General features: G+C 48.3%; 18 protein-coding genes. 9 read left to right on the forward strand and 9 right to left on the reverse strand.

Going from position 1 to position 16,855, the window contains the following annotated elements; all coding sequences use genetic code 11:
• Window positions 1-416: 416 nt before the first annotated feature.
• The 5 genes from BRW63_RS18910 to BRW63_RS18930 form a co-directional block, all read right to left on the reverse strand.
• Entirely contained in the window at window positions 417-644 is a 228-nt protein-coding gene (locus BRW63_RS18910) for an ABC-three component system middle component 6 (RefSeq protein ID WP_073073890.1), read from the reverse strand.
• Window positions 641-1,285, reverse strand: a complete 645-nt coding sequence (locus BRW63_RS18915; protein WP_073073891.1) for an ABC-three component system protein — start codon at window positions 1,283-1,285, stop codon at window positions 641-643. Before BRW63_RS18915 ends, BRW63_RS18910 begins: the two co-directional genes overlap by 4 nt.
• 12 nt (window positions 1,286-1,297) lie before the next feature.
• Window positions 1,298-1,990, reverse strand: a complete 693-nt coding sequence (locus tag BRW63_RS28380) for a hypothetical protein (RefSeq protein WP_073073893.1) — start codon at window positions 1,988-1,990, stop codon at window positions 1,298-1,300.
• 469 nt (window positions 1,991-2,459) lie between these two features.
• Window positions 2,460-4,046, reverse strand: a complete 1,587-nt coding sequence (locus BRW63_RS18925) for a slr1306 family protein (protein ID WP_073073895.1) — start codon at window positions 4,044-4,046, stop codon at window positions 2,460-2,462.
• Window positions 4,047-4,266: 220 nt separating this feature from the next.
• Window positions 4,267-4,569 (reverse strand): RNA recognition motif domain-containing protein, encoded by a 303-nt coding sequence (locus BRW63_RS18930; RefSeq protein ID WP_073073896.1) that lies wholly within the window; start codon window positions 4,567-4,569, stop codon window positions 4,267-4,269.
• Window positions 4,570-4,809: 240 nt separating this feature from the next.
• Between BRW63_RS18930 and BRW63_RS18935 the strand changes: the two genes are divergently transcribed.
• Window positions 4,810-5,802 carry a Gfo/Idh/MocA family protein gene (locus BRW63_RS18935; protein ID WP_073073898.1) on the forward strand — a complete coding sequence of 331 codons (993 nt, stop codon included), beginning with the start codon at window positions 4,810-4,812 and terminating at the stop codon, window positions 5,800-5,802.
• A gap of 164 nt (window positions 5,803-5,966) precedes the next feature.
• Here the strand turns inward: BRW63_RS18935 and BRW63_RS18940 are convergent, their stop codons facing one another.
• A complete protein-coding gene (locus BRW63_RS18940) occupies window positions 5,967-7,259 on the reverse strand; it encodes a pentapeptide repeat-containing protein (protein WP_073073900.1) in 1,293 nt (430 codons plus the stop codon).
• 91 nt (window positions 7,260-7,350) lie between these two features.
• Window positions 7,351-7,497, reverse strand: a complete 147-nt coding sequence (locus BRW63_RS28385; RefSeq protein ID WP_181314469.1) for a hypothetical protein — start codon at window positions 7,495-7,497, stop codon at window positions 7,351-7,353.
• A 310-nt stretch (window positions 7,498-7,807) separates the two neighbouring features.
• On the opposite strand from BRW63_RS28385, the gene BRW63_RS18945 reads away from it, so the two are divergent.
• The 7 genes from BRW63_RS18945 to BRW63_RS18975 all read left to right on the forward strand — a co-directional run bounded on the left by BRW63_RS18945 (window position 7,808) and on the right by BRW63_RS18975 (window position 14,800).
• Window positions 7,808-9,919: a CapA family protein gene (locus BRW63_RS18945; RefSeq protein ID WP_073073901.1), complete on the forward strand. Its 2,112-nt coding sequence runs from the start codon at window positions 7,808-7,810 to the stop codon at window positions 9,917-9,919.
• Between the two features lie 61 nt (window positions 9,920-9,980).
• Complete coding sequence (locus tag BRW63_RS18950; RefSeq protein WP_083583078.1) at window positions 9,981-10,859, forward strand: aldose epimerase family protein; 879 nt, start codon at window positions 9,981-9,983, stop codon at window positions 10,857-10,859.
• A 318-nt stretch (window positions 10,860-11,177) separates the two neighbouring features.
• Window positions 11,178-11,507, forward strand: a complete 330-nt coding sequence (locus BRW63_RS18955) for an ArsR/SmtB family transcription factor (protein WP_073073902.1) — start codon at window positions 11,178-11,180, stop codon at window positions 11,505-11,507.
• 168 nt (window positions 11,508-11,675) lie between these two features.
• The gene (locus BRW63_RS28390) at window positions 11,676-11,819 is read left to right on the forward strand and encodes a hypothetical protein (RefSeq protein ID WP_181314468.1); all 144 of its coding nucleotides are present in this window, start codon (window positions 11,676-11,678) and stop codon (window positions 11,817-11,819) included.
• A 206-nt stretch (window positions 11,820-12,025) separates the two neighbouring features.
• The gene (locus tag BRW63_RS18965) at window positions 12,026-13,036 is read left to right on the forward strand and encodes an ArsJ-associated glyceraldehyde-3-phosphate dehydrogenase (protein ID WP_073073903.1); all 1,011 of its coding nucleotides are present in this window, start codon (window positions 12,026-12,028) and stop codon (window positions 13,034-13,036) included.
• Window positions 13,037-13,092: 56 nt separating this feature from the next.
• On the forward strand, window positions 13,093-14,355 hold the full coding sequence (gene arsJ, locus BRW63_RS18970; RefSeq protein WP_073073904.1) for an organoarsenical effux MFS transporter ArsJ: 1,263 nt from the start codon (window positions 13,093-13,095) through the stop codon (window positions 14,353-14,355).
• 199 nt (window positions 14,356-14,554) lie between these two features.
• On the forward strand, window positions 14,555-14,800 hold the full coding sequence (locus BRW63_RS18975; protein ID WP_219898690.1) for a protein-tyrosine phosphatase family protein: 246 nt from the start codon (window positions 14,555-14,557) through the stop codon (window positions 14,798-14,800).
• A 103-nt stretch (window positions 14,801-14,903) separates the two neighbouring features.
• Here BRW63_RS18975 and BRW63_RS18980 read toward each other — a convergent pair whose 3' ends face one another.
• Together BRW63_RS18980 and BRW63_RS18985 are read right to left on the reverse strand one after the other, a co-directional pair.
• The gene (locus BRW63_RS18980; RefSeq protein WP_073073905.1) at window positions 14,904-15,191 is read right to left on the reverse strand and encodes a Nif11-like leader peptide family natural product precursor; all 288 of its coding nucleotides are present in this window, start codon (window positions 15,189-15,191) and stop codon (window positions 14,904-14,906) included.
• 227 nt (window positions 15,192-15,418) lie between these two features.
• A complete protein-coding gene (locus BRW63_RS18985; protein ID WP_073073906.1) occupies window positions 15,419-15,751 on the reverse strand; it encodes a hypothetical protein in 333 nt (110 codons plus the stop codon).
• Between the two features lie 131 nt (window positions 15,752-15,882).
• On the opposite strand from BRW63_RS18985, the gene BRW63_RS18990 reads away from it, so the two are divergent.
• A complete protein-coding gene (locus tag BRW63_RS18990; protein WP_073073991.1) occupies window positions 15,883-16,713 on the forward strand; it encodes an alpha/beta fold hydrolase in 831 nt (276 codons plus the stop codon).
• The last annotated feature ends 142 nt before the right edge of the window (window positions 16,714-16,855 follow it).

The following is a 16,855-nucleotide window of genomic DNA, read 5'->3' on the forward strand; positions in this document are numbered from 1 at the left end:
AATTTCAACGGTGATAGAGACGGCTCCTATTGACAAACACGACAAGCTAAAAAGCCTGATGAGTTGGAAGTTTCAATCCTTCAAAAAAGTCCAGCTCTTAGCCGATTAGAGTATATTTCCCTGAATTACCACTCTTGAAGGCTCGTCAACTCTCCGAGTAGCAATGACTTCTCGATCTGCTAAAGTCAAGTTCAAACTAAAAGACCATTCTCTCAGAGCTGATGCTGTAAGTCCTGTCCCTTTTCGTGTACGTGCTCCTAAGCAAAAGTGAATGATTTCAATTAGAGTTGATTTCCCAAGCCCATTACGTGAATCTCTAGCAGTGGATGTTTCTGTGCGATCCGCCAGAATTACATTGAAGCCGGATGTAAATTCGACAGCCTTGAATGAAACTTTATTGGCAAAAACAGCATTAATCATTGGTGACGCTTACGGAGCAACCCTTCTTCTAGCTCAATTGCTCCAATCATATACAGAAGGTCAAGAACCAAGACAAAGCGTTCAAACGTAGCAACCTCTGAAACTTTAGATAGATCGCCCCAGAGAGAAGTCACGGTACGTGGATAGTTCAGGTGTTCTATAATTGTAGCACCAACACCTAACAACGAATTACGGGTTGAGATATGCTTCGTAGGTAAAATCATGGCTCAAACACGTCACAAGTTTCAAAAAAGTAGCACAAAACTGCCAGTCCTGCCGCTTGCCGTAAGGGGTCTGGATTATTATGGCTTGAAAATTTATACAGGTGCATAAACAATTCATCTCCTCGCATACCTGACCTTATTAGCTTGATATATTCAGTATTTAGAGAAGCTTTTAGTCTTTCTGGTACATCAGGAAAATTAATCTTCGCATTATTCTCAACAAAATGACGTACCTCTCCGGCCTTTGCTAGACCCATATCTAAGAAGAATTTAATGTTATGGGTCAAGTCATTCTTGTACATTTTTTCTTCAGGATTAGTAGGCTGAAAATTATCTTGACCGTCTATAGAAATCATCCTCTGATTTAAAAGAGCTGTAATTACAAAATTTATATCCTCATAAGTGACGCTTGCCATCGTCAAGGCTAAATTTCTTTGCGTTACCTGTTCCTGCCCAAAGGAATCTAAATCACCTTGACAGTCACGCATTTGTCCTTTGAGTTCGGAAATCTGAGATTTTAGTCTGCTTTTAGTCGGGGGATCGGTTTCATCAATTAATTGTTGCTCGCACTCACCAAGCAATCTTACAACTTTTCCCATTTTCAGTTCAAGGTTAGATCTATGCTCTTCACGCCAAGACATAAAATAATCTACCTAATCTTTTATAAATTTTGATTTCCAGTGTTGCCAAGTCTCTTTAAGATTAATTCCGGTTCCTAATCCTAGCTCTCCTTCGTAAGCAAGGATAAACGGAATAATTGGAATTGATATCTTTAGTGCGTGTTTCGCATCGAGTGTTGGAGCATTAATTATTTCAACAACAGCTTCGTTACCTGCTGGCAAAGTAAGGTCGCGCTCTTTTAATGCTTTCAATAGCTGCCGAGTCTCAGTTAACATTAATTGAATCTCCTCTTCAGAAGCTTGGTCAGTATCTATGGCCTCTAGAAAGGCTTGCATCTTTATCAACTCAGGTTCATCTAACTGTTGTGTGAAAGGAAAAAGCAATGCTTGTTCCCCAGGATTAAAATGCAACAATAACGCTTGACTGAGAGCAACCTGGCTGTCTAAAAGTAACTCAATTTTGTTGTCGATTTCCTGCAACTGGTCAGAAAGAGTCTGAGTTTGAAGCGGATGTTTGTTCGTCAATTGAACTTGCAACTCTACAAATTCCTCTTCATACGCGACTTTCTGTTGCTTCAAACTTTCAACACGACGGCGATATTTACTTTTTTTCCCAGAATCGTCCTCATCAATTAACTCTGTTTCGTACTCATTCAACAGTTGCAAAACCTTCGCAATATTTTCTTCCAAGTGCTGCAACCTTAAATTTAAGAGCGAGGGAATCATAAACTATTTTCTATCAGTAGAATAAAGATGCAAGCTGCTTGGTTAGATTACTGAGTTGGTTATAGCACGCCAGCGAAAAACTGCCCGTTAATATCACTAATCCGCGACGGTGAGTTAGAGAGGAAGCAATAATGCATTATGAATAGGCTACTTGGAAAGACGTTGGCAAAAATGAGTGCGACCCGCCACGCACCCTATTAAGAAACTTTTAGCTACTTGAGGACATATCCTAGAAGCATTCCGGCTGCGTCATCACAGATAACTCGAAGGGCTGACGTTCTGATCGAACCGCTGCAAATAGCCTCTGCCACAGCATCAAACAACTGCTGGCTAACGAGGAAGCAGATTTTCTCGTCTAAAGAGCGACGATCGCAAGATGCCTTCTCGCTTAAAAGGAGAATTCGAGTCGAGACACTGCTGCAATGTCGTGCCGATTCTTAATTTCATTTCTCACACGATTCGCAAACGATTAAGAAGCAATAATTTCTTCTGGCATTTCTAGCAAAATTGGGCTTTGGAACGGTTCATCTTCAAGTTTTGCCCCCATCTGCAAAAGCTGTTCTTGAGGAGCCGGAAGCTCTGCCATAGGTTCGGTTGTCCACGGTTCCATTTTGGGAGCCAACGCCGTCGATTTGAGCTTATCGACCGCTTGCTTAACAAACGCCTGCAAGAATGGAATCCGTTGATTTTGTTGGAAGATTTTCTCCATGATTTGTTGAAGCAGATCTCGCTTCACCGTCCCGTCTGGGATGTCACCCTCAAAATACTCAATCAGCGTCAACCCAGCTAGTCGAGTCAGATAGGCAGCGCTGACTCCTTGAAGTAACCCACCCGCCACATAAGTCACGACATTGGTTTTAAGAACGGTCGCGATCGCTTGGGTCGAAATTTCCACAACTCCCAGTTTCACCATCAAACTTGCCATCGTAGTCGCAACCGTTTTTGCTTGGGTCAGAGAGAATTTTTGCTGATAGAGCTGACTCAGATCCATGACCATTTGGGCATTAATTGCCGCCGCTGCCAACAGATCCAGCGCGGGAAACGGGTTTGCAAATGCGGTGGTTGCCACAATCCACTGCGCTTGATCAATCAGGGGAAGTGCCCGATCGCGCCGCACCGTATTCAATGCCTTTTTCGCCTCAGTTTTAATCTCGTTGACTGCGCCAAATGAGCTAGCTAAAACAAGTTGGTCGCCTTCGTGCAGCAGAATCTGGCTCAAGCGATCGGTCAATGCCGAAATCTGCGGCGCGGGGGTTTCCAACCATTCTTTGATCGAGCCATCAGCCTGATGTTGCCGTACTTTTCGGGGTTTGGGATCGGTCGCGATCGCTATTACATCCTGTGATGTGAGAATTTTTTCTGCCCGTTGGCGAATTTGATTCAGCAATTGTTGCTGTTCGTCTGGCAAATAGTGATCTTGTTTGTTTAACAGCAGCACGATGCGTTTGTGCGCGGCTGCTAATTTCTGTATCACTTGAAGCTGGGATGCGGTCAGGTCGCCATTGGTCAAAAACAGGATCAGATCTGCTGCCCGCGCCAGTTTCCAAGCGTCTCGTTCTGCAACGATTCCGTCTTCGGTGGCGGCAAACAATTCTGGGGTGTCGCTTAAACTCAGCTTTTGCGATAATTCTGATGCCCAAGTTGATTGCAGAAGCTGCGTCAGCGACGTTTTGCCGACCGATTTGCCACCCATCACTACGAGGCGAATCTGATCTCGCTGTAGCTCACGGGTGATTTGATTGATCTGCGATCGCAGCTCCGATAATTGCTGGGCGCTGCCGTTGATCGTTTGATCATTCACCTCAACTGCCAGTTGATTGATTACCCCTTCGGCATCTGCCAGGGCTGTCTTCACTGCCGTTAAATTAACAGGTGCTGCGTTGGATTTAACGCTGTCACTGGACTGAAACCGCAAAAATAACCAGGCAATTCCACTGCCAATGACGATCGCAGGTGCCCACTCGCCAAGACTGTGAGATAAATTTTCAAACAACCAAACAAAAAGTGTGAGACCAACTCCCCCAAGCACTAGCGATCGGCGCAACTGAACCGTCATATCAGATACACTTCCAGACTGTCTTCTCAGGATAGAACAAACTTTCGCGGTTGATCCAAAACTGTCTGGGAAGACTCTTTGACCAAAACCTCGGAGGTTTGCGTAAGTCCTATTTGTATTTGAGATCGCATCCGTCTATTGAAGCGATGATCACACCCAAATAAAAAGGAGTAGACGCTTTGCCTACCCCTTCGAGTGATTAGATGGCGATCGTCAGCGCTTAATAGCGGCGAGAAGACCGATTGTCGTTTGACCAGTTGCCGCCCGAAGACCCTCTCTCTTCGCGAGGTCTGGCTTTGTTGACCTTCAGGTCACGACCCATCCAGGCTGCACCGTCGAGGGCTTCGATCGCCGCCGTTTCTTCTGCGTCGGTGCCCATTTCAACAAAGGCAAAACCGCGCATCCGACCCGTTTCACGATCGGTAGGCAATTGCACCCGCTTAACGCTTCCGTATTCGGCAAATGCTTGGGTTAAATTATCTTCAGTCGCATCGTAGGATAGATTGCCAACATAAATTGACATAGAGCTTCTCCAAAATCAAAGAGTGTGAAGAGCTACATTCGGAGAAACGTCTATTCAACGAATTCAAAACCGAAAATAAATCTCGTTAATAACGCTAACACAGGACGAGAAAATTGACGGAGGTGGCACAGATAGCACATCGCTCCATATATTCAGAGAAAGAGCGTGATTGTTTAACTGAGGTTTGCGTAAGTCCCATTTAAGGTAGATTGATCAATAGCTCTTACTTCTACAAGCATCATGACTTCTTCTTTTTCGGCGCTCCCCATTCGAGTTGGGTTAGTAGGCACGGGGTATGTAGCCAAAATGCGAGCTGAGACGGTGAATGCAGATCCTAGAGCCAAGCTAGTTGGTGTGGCAGGGCATACGCCAGAAACGACTCAGGAGTTTGCACACATTTACCAGACGCGATCGTTTAGCGGCTGGGCTGATCTGATTAGCAATGAGCAGATTGATTTAGTGATCGTGTCGGGCATCAATCGAGATCATGGAACGATCGTGCAGGCTGCCCTCTCAGCCAAAAAACATGTGGTAGTGGAGTATCCTTTAGCGTTAACAGTTGGGGAAGCAGAGGACGCGATCGCGCTGGCAAGATCCCACAATTTGTTACTGCACGTCGAACACATTGAGTTGTTGGGCGGAGTCCATCAAGCGTTAATACAGGCGTTACCCCAGATTGGAACGCCCTTTTATGCGCGGTATGTCACGATGACTCCTCAAAACCCTGCGCCGCAAAAGTGGACTTATCAGCCAGACTTATTTGGGTTTCCTTTAATCGGGGCGTTATCGCGTCTGCACCGTTTGACTCATGCCTTTGGCGAAGTGGCAACCGTCAGTTGTCAAAATCGCGAATGGCAGACGATTCCTAACTCTAAGCATTATGCCGCCTGTCTCTGTGCCGCCCAGCTTCGATTTAAGAGTGGGCTGATTGCCGAAGTCGTTTATGGCAAGGGTGAAGCGGTTTGGCAACCAGAGCGCAAGTTTGAAGTGCAGGGCAAAAGCGGTGGCTTGATCTTTGACGGAGAAGGCGGCGTGTTGATCAACGCTGAAGGCGATCGCCCGATCGAAGTCGCAAGTCGTCGCGGCATTTTTGCCAAAGACACCACTGCGGTGCTGGACTGTTTAATTGATGGAACGCCCCTCTATGTCAAGCCAGAAGCCAGTTTATATACGCTGAGAGTGGCAGATGCAGCCCGACGATCGGCCGCGATCGGACAGGTTGTGACGGTTTGAAGAAATCGTTTAGCGTTTCAGAATCAATGGTCAAATACGCCCCCTAGCCCTAATTCTGGGAGAACTAGATCCGCTTAAAGTCCCCCAATTTTGGGGGATTTAGGGGGCTTCCAGAATTGCAATGACTCAACAATTCATACTTGCATTCAGCAACGTCAGCCGTTTCACCGTCCCAGTTTATTAGGAATGCCGTCACACCCGCCCGGAATCGTGGCTCTCGTCTTGGAGCCGCCCCACGCACAGCAATAGTAACGCTGCTCTGGAGACAGATCTTCAGCATCGGTGAAATCGGCATTTTCGACCACGGCTCCCGTGTGGGCACCCGTTTTATAGTTAGGTGGCTCAGTGCGGCTGCGAGGTGAAGCGGCTTCTGCACTGCCGTAAAAGAGACGCACTCCGTTAAAATCTGCGCTTCTCAGACTGGCACTAAATAGAATCGTTCTGGCGAGATTAGACTTGACCAGATCACAGCGATCGAGGTTTGCCCGAATCAAATTTGCCTCGCTCAAATCTGTCCAGCGCAGGTCGGTGTCTGCCAAGTTAGCAGCCGCTAACATCACCCCGACATCAATGACGCGTGTGCCGTGGCTACGGTCTTCTGCATAGCCGCCAGAGCCATCGAGAATGGCACGTCCAAGGTGACGATCGCGCTTCAAAGGCGTTAGCAGTTTGGCACGAGACAGAAACCTCAAGATCTTGGCTTTGCCCGATCCATCCACACTGCTGAGAATCGCGGCAGTGCGACCTTCGGCGATCGCGCGTTCTTGAGGCCAGTCCTCTAACAAGCCTTGTTCATCTAAAACGAGATCCGAAATGCCTTGAAAGTAGGTGTCGATCGTTTGCTGCTGAGTAATCGTGTTTTGCTGAATCGTCAGATCTTTAGAAATAATATATTGCCGCCAAGCAATGTAAACCGCCAAAATTGCGATCAAAATTTGCCCCAACGCGCCAAATACTTCACCAAGTGCGCCGATCGCGTTCCAGTCTAATTGTTTGTACAAGACAATGAGGATCGTTCCGAATCCGGCAATTTTGAGCAAGCCAATCACTGCCAGCACTAGCCCTGCGGAAGCGATCAAAACGGATTGTTCTCGTCCGGCACCGAGTTCTGCCAAAATCGGTTGCAGAATAGGGAACAGAACGCGGAACGACAAGAGCAACGCCACGATCGAGCCTGCTAACACGAGCCAAAAACTATTGATGAATAGCCCGATGATCACGATGACGATCGCCACTAGCACCATCAGAGAAATCGCAGGGCGAATTGCTGCCAATCGAGACGTGTCACTCGGCGGAATGCCCACTCCTGGAAACGCAGAGGCATTTTTTTCTCGCGAAATCTCAGCTTTAGAGGGCGGTTGAGAAATCGGAGAACGATCGGCCTCATTGCTCCCCGTTCCATTATTGGCATGGGGTGAGTCAGGCGCAGAGGGAGGCGAATTGGGGTCGAGGGTCATGCCTAACCTAAAAAACCGCAAACTTCAGGGAGTATATGCCCTATCGTACCTGCTTCTATCGATTTGCAGAGGCTTTTCTGGGAGCCATGATTCAGTGATAGAGGAATGCTTTCACCGGAAACTTGACAAACCCCGGAGCCGTGTAGCGCTTTGACAAGTTAATGCCTACAGCCGTTTTTGCGAGGTAGAGGACATAGAGGCTCAGAAAAATTAGCAGCGATCGCTTGGCAAACTGCATACAGATTCGTCAGCTAACAACGTCTGTGATTCTAAGCCAGCACTTTTACCGATTTGTGAACGGGAAACGTCAAAGCCGTGTCAGTTACACCGATTGGAAAACGATCGCCCCCATCAAACGTTCGCGTAGGGACATGGCACGCCGTGTCCTCCACCAATTCGCCCCGTCGAAAAAGAATTTTAGTGCAAACCCAGCAATATAGAGTTTAATATTCTGTGATTTGCATCATCGAAATCAGTCAGGTCTGGCAAACACATTCATCCGGGGTTGTATCGTTGTTGTTGCGAACTGTGTGTGGGAGTTTTGGAGTATGAGTCACGCGGGCGAGTCGTATCACCCCTCTGTGTTAGAACTGGCACGATCGGGCAATTTTCGAGCCATTGCCTATTGGCTAAATGTGTTTCTTTTGCCTCATAATCTCTATGCAAAAGTCGAGGCAGCCCCGCAGTCTGGGTGTTTGCAGGTGCTTGTCGAGTTTCATCCGTCGCCCGATCGCGATCCAAAATCACCCCAGTTTCGCAGCCGCCTAGTGCGCTTGATTTGTCATCACCTCTGGAAACTCAATTCAGACGTGATTGAAGGCGTGCAGGTGACGGGGCGATTTGTCGGCAAACCTCAAGTGATTTGGCGGCAATCCGTGCGAGTGTTGTCTCCAGCAAGACGCGCCAAACTTGGGCTTCCGATTAAACAAGTGCCTTCCGTTCGCAGAGCTAGCCAGATTCAGTCACAAGTGCAAGAAGCTGCTCGTCAAAAAGTGCAATTTCGGGCGCTGCGATCGCTCCTGCTCACAGGCACCACCGCCGCCGCGTTTATTCTGGGATGCTGGCTGGGCTACAGCGATGCCCCAACTGAGCAAACGACTGCCTCTGCTTCTCCGGCGGCAATTTCACCGATTCGCCCCGATACCGTTCTGACTGCTTTGGGCAACGTTTCAGTTGAGAAACCGCCCGTGCAGAATGCCAACGACCCGACCGTGACGCTGATGTTTGGCGGAGATGTCACCCTCACCGATGCCTACACTGATTTAGTGGGCAGCGATCGTCAGTGGGCTTTCTCAGCCATGGATGAAGTGCGACAGGTCGATGTGGCAATGGTGAATTTAGAAGCGCCGTTTACCACCACCACTACGCCCTTACCCGACAAGCAGTTTAACTTCAAAGTCGATCCTGAAAATGTGCAGGTGTTGAAGAATGGCGGCATTGACCTCGTAACTTTGGCGAATAATCATGCGATGGATTATCAGGCGGCTGGGTTGGAAGACACGATCAAAACGTTGGATCAAGCCGGGATTCATCACATCGGGGCAGGACGAACGATTGAAGACGCTCGCCGCCCAGAAATTCTCGACGTAAAAGGGCAACGAATTGCATACCTCGGCTACTATGACGGAGAATTTCAGGCGGCAGGCGCAGGCGTTGCTGGGACGAATTCTCGCCAAAACGATCGGGTCGCTGCCGATATCCAAGCAATCCGCAGTCAGGTCGATTGGGTCGTCGTCAACTACCACTGGGGCGAAGAGTTAGCCAAATATCCGAGTGATTATCAATTGGATCTGGCGCGATTTACGATCGATCAGGGTGCCGATCTAGTCGTTGGGCATCATCCTCACGTTTTACAGGGGGCAGAAATTTATAAAGGACGACCGATCGTTTACTCGCTGGGTAATTTCATCTTTGGTGGCAAGTCGGTGAGCGACTACGATACCGCCGTTCTCAAAGTGGGACTTAAAGATAAACAGATGAAAGTAGAGTTTGTGCCAGTCGAGGTAACAAGATTTCAGCCCAGAGTTGTGAGTGGCGATCGCGGCACCGAGATTTTGCACCAGATCGAAAACGTCTCAGACATCTTTCACGAACCCCTGAAGTCGCCTGTGGTGTTAGATGCAAAGACAAATACGACGGTGATCGCTCCAAGTGCCCCTGCGATCGCGACTCCTGCCGCGCCGACTTCTACCTCACCCGAACCTATTAGCCCCGCTCCTAGCCCCGTCGATTCGCCGACTCCGCAAGCGCCTGATGCTTCTAGTCCGCCATCTGCCCCCATGTCGCCTGATGCAGGCACGCCAATCACGCAGCCGAGTCCTTCTTCTGATCAACCTGCCCCCGCACCCTGGAAAAACGACTCGTTTATCTCGACTCCTAGCCCCAGCCCGACTAGCGAAACCTCGCCCATCCCGGTTCCTAGCTCCAGCCCGACTAGCGAGGCAGCGCCTATCTCGGCTCCTAGCCCTAGCCCCACCGAAGCATCACCCACTCCTTCGATGCCGCCTGATCAGCAAGGAGATGCGGCTTCACCCTCGATCGAGTCAGATCCAGCGATCGCGCCTAGCCCTGCCAATAGCTTAGAGCCGTTGAAGAAGCGATATGCCCAAACTCCTGCCTCTACGGAGGTTGCTGCGGCAATGCTGACACCCCGACAGTAGAGCACAATACTCATTTATGCTCTGGTGACCTGTTACTCTATAGCCTATTGATTCATCTGGGATGATGCCTGTGTTTGCGATCGCGTTTCGTCGTCAGCAATATGACACCTATATTCTGAGTGACCAGACTGCACAGTCACGGTTAGAAGTGGTGCCCGATCGAGGTGGCATTATCACGAGCTGGCAGGTGCAGGGGCGAGAATTGCTCTATATGGACACGGCCCGATTTGCAGATCCGAGCTTATCAGTGCGCGGTGGCATTCCGATTCTGTTTCCAATTTGCGGCAATTTGCCAGACAACACCTACACGCACAACGGGCAGTCTTACACGCTCAAACAACACGGGTTTGCGCGAGATCTGCCCTGGGAAGTGCTCGATCGGGTGACGCAAGATCAAGCCAGCCTAAAATTGGGGTTGTCGAGCAATGATCAGACTCGTGCTGTCTATCCGTTTGATTTTCAGCTTGAGTTTACCTACACGCTGCAAGGACAAACGCTATCACTTCAGCAGCGTTATACCAATTGTTCTAGCGAGGTGATGCCGTTCTCGATCGGGTTTCATCCCTACTTTTTGGTGCTAGATAAGCATCAATTGCGATTCGAGATTCCAGCGACCGAAGCGTTAGATCAAAAGTCTCAGATCAGGCAACCATTTTTTAACACGTTTGACTTCGAGCGACCTGAAATCGATTGGGCATTTCCGCAGTTAAATCGTCAGGTTGCGATCGGCTCTGATCTCAGCCGTCACACCCGCATCACCCTCAGCTACAGCCCTGAGTTTTCAGCCCTGGTTTTTTGGACGCTAAAAGGCAAAGATTTTTATTGTTTAGAACCTTGGAGCGCTCTTCGGAATGCGTTAAATACGGGCGATCGGCTGTTTGACCTCGCTCCCGGAGCCACGCTAGAAACCGAAGTGAGCTTAACAGTAGATTTCAATTGATTAAGAATTAATAAGATAGCAATTAGCTAATTCAGCAAGTCGATCGCGTTGTGATTGAGATGAAACAACCGTGAACTGCCGTCCGATCGCCTAAAATAGGATGTTGCTCCGATGGGGTGCGACCTCTACCTGATACTAAAGTGACTCAAGCCTCCTGCTGATAAGGTTTTTGAACGATTTCACAGTAGTCTTTTTGATTATTCATTGATCAATTTTACAGGCACTCAAAACCCTTATGGAGCAAAAGGTAATCGGTTTTTTCCAATGTATCGGATGGAGGTCGCACCCCTCCGATGAAACTCAATACAATAAAATTTGATGCAAAAGACAACCTCAATCCCATCAACTTTAATCGTTACGGGCTTTCATGCGCTCTCGGAACCTTTGCGGGTTCAAGTCCTCGATTTACTCCGAGAGCAGGAGCTTTGTGTGTGTGACCTCTGTGGAGCCATGGAAGTAACACAATCGAAACTGTCCTTTCACCTCAAGGTTCTAAAGGAGGCTCAGTTAGTAAAAGCTCGCCAAGAAGGACGCTGGATCTACTACAGCCTAAATTTGGCTCAGTTTGTCTTATTGGAGCAGTATCTAGCAGAATTTCGCCGCTTCAGCCCGATTCTCCCGGCTCGTGCTTGTCGAGATGATGGTTGACCCATCAAGTTTTTTACAATTCGTCACCTCATATGTGTTGCAGCATACTTGAAACAATCAATTTTATTTGAAACGATATACATCAACGCTGCGGCAGCACAGCAGAAACCCGAACTTCAGGAATTTGTCCTCTACTAGGTTCGGAATGCGAAGCGGGTTTCGGAAGGAGTGAACTACATTCCCCTGCCGGATGAAGGTTATCGCCTCAGCGAACTTCACTTCTATCGGGGCAAAGTTGGAACAGTGTTTGAAGGCGTTCCGCAGCCAGATTTGACGATCGGTGAACTGCTTCGCAAACAAGCGGTTTTTTAATCGGCAGACTGAATGGCGTTCACGATCGCTCTATTCTCAAACCGCGATCGTGAACGGTCCATCAAAGTCCACTCAGTTTAAACTCAATCAATTTTTTTAAGTTTAATTTTTCTCAAAGATCCTGAAATCAAGTCTTGAAATAAGTAAACTAAAGAAATATACTAAATTAAATTGAAATATAGAAGCGATTCACCCAGGTGAAATCTATGATTGTGCGAGTTGGAATTAATGGATTTGGTAGAATCGGACGCTTAGATTTACGAGCAGCTTGGGGCGGGTCAGAGATCGAATTTGTGCATATCAACGAAGTCAAAGGCGGGGCAGCAACGGCGGCACACTTGCTCAAATTTGACTCGGTACATGGACGTTGGGCACCCGAAGTCGAAGCTGGCGAAAACCGCATTCTGATTGATGGCAAACCGATTAGCTTTAGTGAATTTGCGAAGCCGGGAGAAGTGCCTTGGGAAGATTACGGCGTAGATATAGTGTTGGAATGTTCTGGAAAGTTTCGGACCCCAGAAACCCTTGATCCTTATTTCAAACGCGGAGTTAAGAAGGTCATTGTCGCGGCTCCGGTTAAACAAGGGGCGCTCAACATTGTGATGGGGATTAATGATGATCTCTACGAGCCAGACCAACACAATCTTTTGACTGCTGCTTCTTGCACCACAAACTGTCTTGCGCCCGTGGTCAAAGTGATTCATGAAGGGTTGGGCATCAAGCATGGTGTGATTACCACGATTCACGACAACACCAATACTCAAACGATCGTCGATGCCCCCCACAAAGATTTGCGTCGGGCACGAGCTACGAGCTTGTCGCTGATTCCCACCTCTACCGGATCGGCAACCGCGATCGGACTCATCTATCCAGAACTAAATGGCAAGCTCAACGGGTTAGCAGTCAGAGTTCCATTGCTCAACGCCTCGCTTACAGATTGTGTGTTTGAAGTAGCACGATCGACCACAGTTGAGGAAGTCAATCAACTTCTAAAAACGGCGGCTGAAGGAACGCTAAACGGCATCTTAGGCTATGAAGAACGCCCGTTAGTGTCGATCGATTACAAAGATGACCCGCGCTCATCAATCATTGATGCACTTTCAACAATGGTCGTAGATGGAACTCAAGTGAAGATTCTCGCTTGGTACGACAACGAATGGGGATACTCAAATCGCATGGTAGAACTTGCGAGAAAAGTTGCGATCGGTCTGAAATAGGTTCGAGTTAGAGCGGTTTTTACTGAAGATTCAGCACACCTACTCCCTCATTTCTCATGACAGCTTCTACTGCTTCTCGTGCCAATTTTAAGAATTACATTCTGGTAACACTGACCTACTGGGGCTTCACGATTACTGATGGTGCTCTGCGGTTGATCGTGTTGCTCTACTTTAACAACATTGGCTATACCCCGATTCAGATTGCCTCGCTGTTTCTGTTCTACGAAGTCTTTGGAGTCGTCACGAACTTCTTAGGCGGCTGGATTGGTTCTCAATTAGGGTTGAAGGTCACGCTATACACAGGGATTGGACTACAAATCTTTTCTCTAGTTTTGCTGTCCTTCCTCAATCCCGCTTGGGCGCAGTGGTTGGCTGTCTTGTATGTGATGGTTGCTCAGGCGTTTTCAGGAATTGCCAAAGACTTAACCAAAATGAGTACCAAGAGTGCAATTCGATTGGTCGTGCCGCAAGATGCTCATTCTGCTTTGTTCAAATGGGTCGCGATTCTGACAGGTTCTAAGAATGCGCTCAAAGGGGTAGGTTTCTTTGTAGGCAGCGCCCTACTTGGATTATTTGGCTTTGTTAGTTCCCTATGGATTATGGCAGGAGGCTTGTTCCTGTTGTTGTTTACAGGCTTGTTTTTGCCAAAGGGGATGGGCAAAATCAAGGCGAAGGTTAAATTCAATCAACTTTTTTCTAAGAGTCGTGAGATTAACATTCTCTCCGCAGCGCGATTCTTTTTATTCGGCTCTAGAGATGTTTGGTTTGTGGTTGGATTGCCCGTTTTCTTGAGCAGTGTCTTAGGGTGGTCATTTTCTCAAGTGGGTGGATTTCTCGCTTGTTGGGTGATTGGTTACGGCATTGTTCAATCCCTAGCGCCAACACTGATTCGGCGGTTTGGGTCGGGTCAGCCTCCTCGATCGAAAACGGTTCAGTTTTGGACATCTTTGCTCGTTGTGGTTCCGGCTGCGATCGCGACCGCGCTTCAACTCAATGTCCCTGCAAATGTCGCGATCGTGGTTGGACTGATGATCTTTGGCGTTGTCTTTGCGTTTAACTCTGCCGTTCATTCTTACTTAGTTCTAGCATTTACCGACGACGACAAAGTAGCGTTGAATGTTGGTTTCTACTACATGGCAAATTCTGGGGGGCGGTTAGCAGGAACGGTGCTATCTGGATTGGTGTATCAGTTCTATGGTCTAGTCGGCTGCTTGTGGGTGTCAACAGTGTTGGTTTTAGCGGCGGCTGTCATTACCCGCAAGCTCCCTGATCCTCAACCGAGTAAAGACATTGCTTGGAACGCGGGAGGCGGAGAGTGATGAAGAAACCCGCTCTCAAACAATTGTCTTTTCTCGATCGCTACCTGACGCTATGGATCTTTTTGGCAATGGCAGTGGGCGTTGTTTGCGGCTGTGGTGGATCCATTAGTCGAAGTCCCGGCACTCATCGGTTTGGTCAACGTCTCGTTTTGGTTTCAGAGACGATTTTTCTCTTCATCCCTGCTATAGAAGTTCAACTATGGAGCAACGAGCCATTGAACCGATCGAGAAGAACGTGTGGTGGGTGATTCCTACCAAGCTTGCAGGCGTTTGTAAGCCTCTGCCAGAGGAACTCATTAACCTACAAGCAGTGGGCATTGGTGCGATCGTGTCTGTCATGGATGATTCGTCTAACCTGGATGTCTACCAACAGGCAAATATCCCTCATCTCGGGTTGCCAATTCAAGGTGGTGACGCTGCGAGGATTGGCGGTTACGGTTCTTGAGCGTTGCTTCTAACAGCTTAATCTGATTGCGTCTTACGATCGCTAACCATTCCCAACTGATTAGAGCAAACGTATGAAAATCACCGAGCCAAGATTCTGAAGTTTAGGCTTCCGCGACCTCTTGCTCCCCCTCGTCGCGAGAAGTCTCATTGGCTCTCTCTAGCCAGTTAACGTTCCGTAGCCACTTCCAAACCCCAGTCGAGCGTCTCACCCCCACATCTTGGCTAGATTCTCGAATCAGTTGTTTGAGTTCTGCGATCGTAAAGCAGTAGCCCAATTGGTTAGAAATTTTGAGAAATTCTTCGGGTGAGTTGGCAGCGCTAAACTTTTCACGGATGATGTGATCTTGAGCCGCTACCGTTAAAAATCGAGTTGCACTTTCTACAGACATATTCACAGTCTCCTGATAATTGTAAGTATTTGCGACCTGATGAGTGGGTGCAACGGGTTTTTTCAAACTTGAGGGGGCATTCTACGGGCACTTCATCAAATACGAAACTTTAGCCTGTGTATAAAGTACTACAGGACACTAGTACTTAGGTAAGATTTAGGGCAAAATTCATCAAAATTTATTAGTTATAAAGTGACTCTACGAAAGACGCATTCACAAACCATTCGCTACAAGCGGCGAGTTTTGCCGATTTTAGGAGTGCTTGATTGCTGACAGACGTTTTGAGCGCGATCGCCCTGACTCTGAGTCTGTGGCTCAACTCTCAGCAGCTCGTTTGAATTGCGAACCGGACGATCGAGCCTCTGAATCTCTCGCTCTAACTGCTCTCGCCCTTGCCTAAAAAAATCTTGCGAACTCGACGGAACCAAATCACGAGAAAATCGCTGTAGCTGAGATGCAGTCAGTCCTCCTATCCCATCCGCTTTGGCAGCAGGAGCCAGCCAACTCACCAAAGGCACAGATAGACTGAGGACGATCGCGGCATAATGTCGAATCTTCATAATCAAATGCTCTTTCAGAGAAGTCACGCATCAGGAACTGCTACTTCCCAGGCTATCGCGCTGATCTTCAATCCGCCAAGGCTGAGAGTTAAAATTGGATGAAGTTTGGCAATAAACCCCTGGAACCGTCTGTGACCCAAAAGCACCTGCTGCAAATCCACTTAGAGTTTGACTCGCTCGATCGCACGCCTCAATCTGCCGCATATCTAGAAACCGGACAGGGAACTCCGCTCCTGATGCTGCACGGCTTTTTGGGCAGCAGCACTAACTGGCTCCCGTTGATGGAGCGGCTGAAGACTCAATTTCGCTGCATTAGCTTGGATCTGTTGGGGTTTGGGGAGTCTGCAAAACCCGATATCCGCTACGATGTCGCCAAAGAAGTTGCGTTTGTGCGGCAGGTCGTCGAAGCATTACACCTCGATCCCTGTTACATCGTGGGGCACTCGTTTGGGGGCTGGGTTGCCTCTGCCTATGCGTTGCAGTATCCCGATGCCGTTAAAGGTCTGTTCCTCGCGGCCCCAGCAGGCATTCGAGATGATAGTTTTGCGGGTCGGTATGATCACTTGCGTCCATTGCTGTGGCAAACCCCGATCGTTGATTGGGCCCTCGCGATCGCTAAACCTCTAGTTCGATTAGCGGGACAAAGCAAGGCGTTAGAAACCATCTACTGGGCACGGCGCGAACTAAACGCCCAGCCTGCGGCGCGATCGTTTTTAGTCGATCGCATTCGTCCTGAAGACGCGATCGACACCGTAGAAGCTGACATTCATCGATTGCGAGTGCCGACGTTGGTCATGACTGGCGATCGAGATGAAACGATTCCCCTCTGGCATAGCCAAACTTACGCAAACGCGATCGCAAACGCTCAACTTGCCATCCTTGCTAACGCCGATCACGCGCTGCCGCAAAATCACTCGTCTGAGATGGCAGACTTGATCACCCAGTTTTTGAGAGCCTTGTGATCTGTACTATTCTTTCTGGCAAAAACCTCTGCAAACTCAAAAAATCTTTGCCTCACATCCAAGTTTCTCAAAAAATTGGGCAAACTGAATCAACTAGTTCTCTAAGCAAACGTCAGTTCGATGAGTTCTTTCGCTGCGTTCT

It is taken from the genome of Phormidesmis priestleyi ULC007 (genome assembly GCF_001895925.1).
Lineage (GTDB): Bacteria > Cyanobacteriota > Cyanobacteriia > Leptolyngbyales > Leptolyngbyaceae > Phormidesmis_A > Phormidesmis_A priestleyi_A.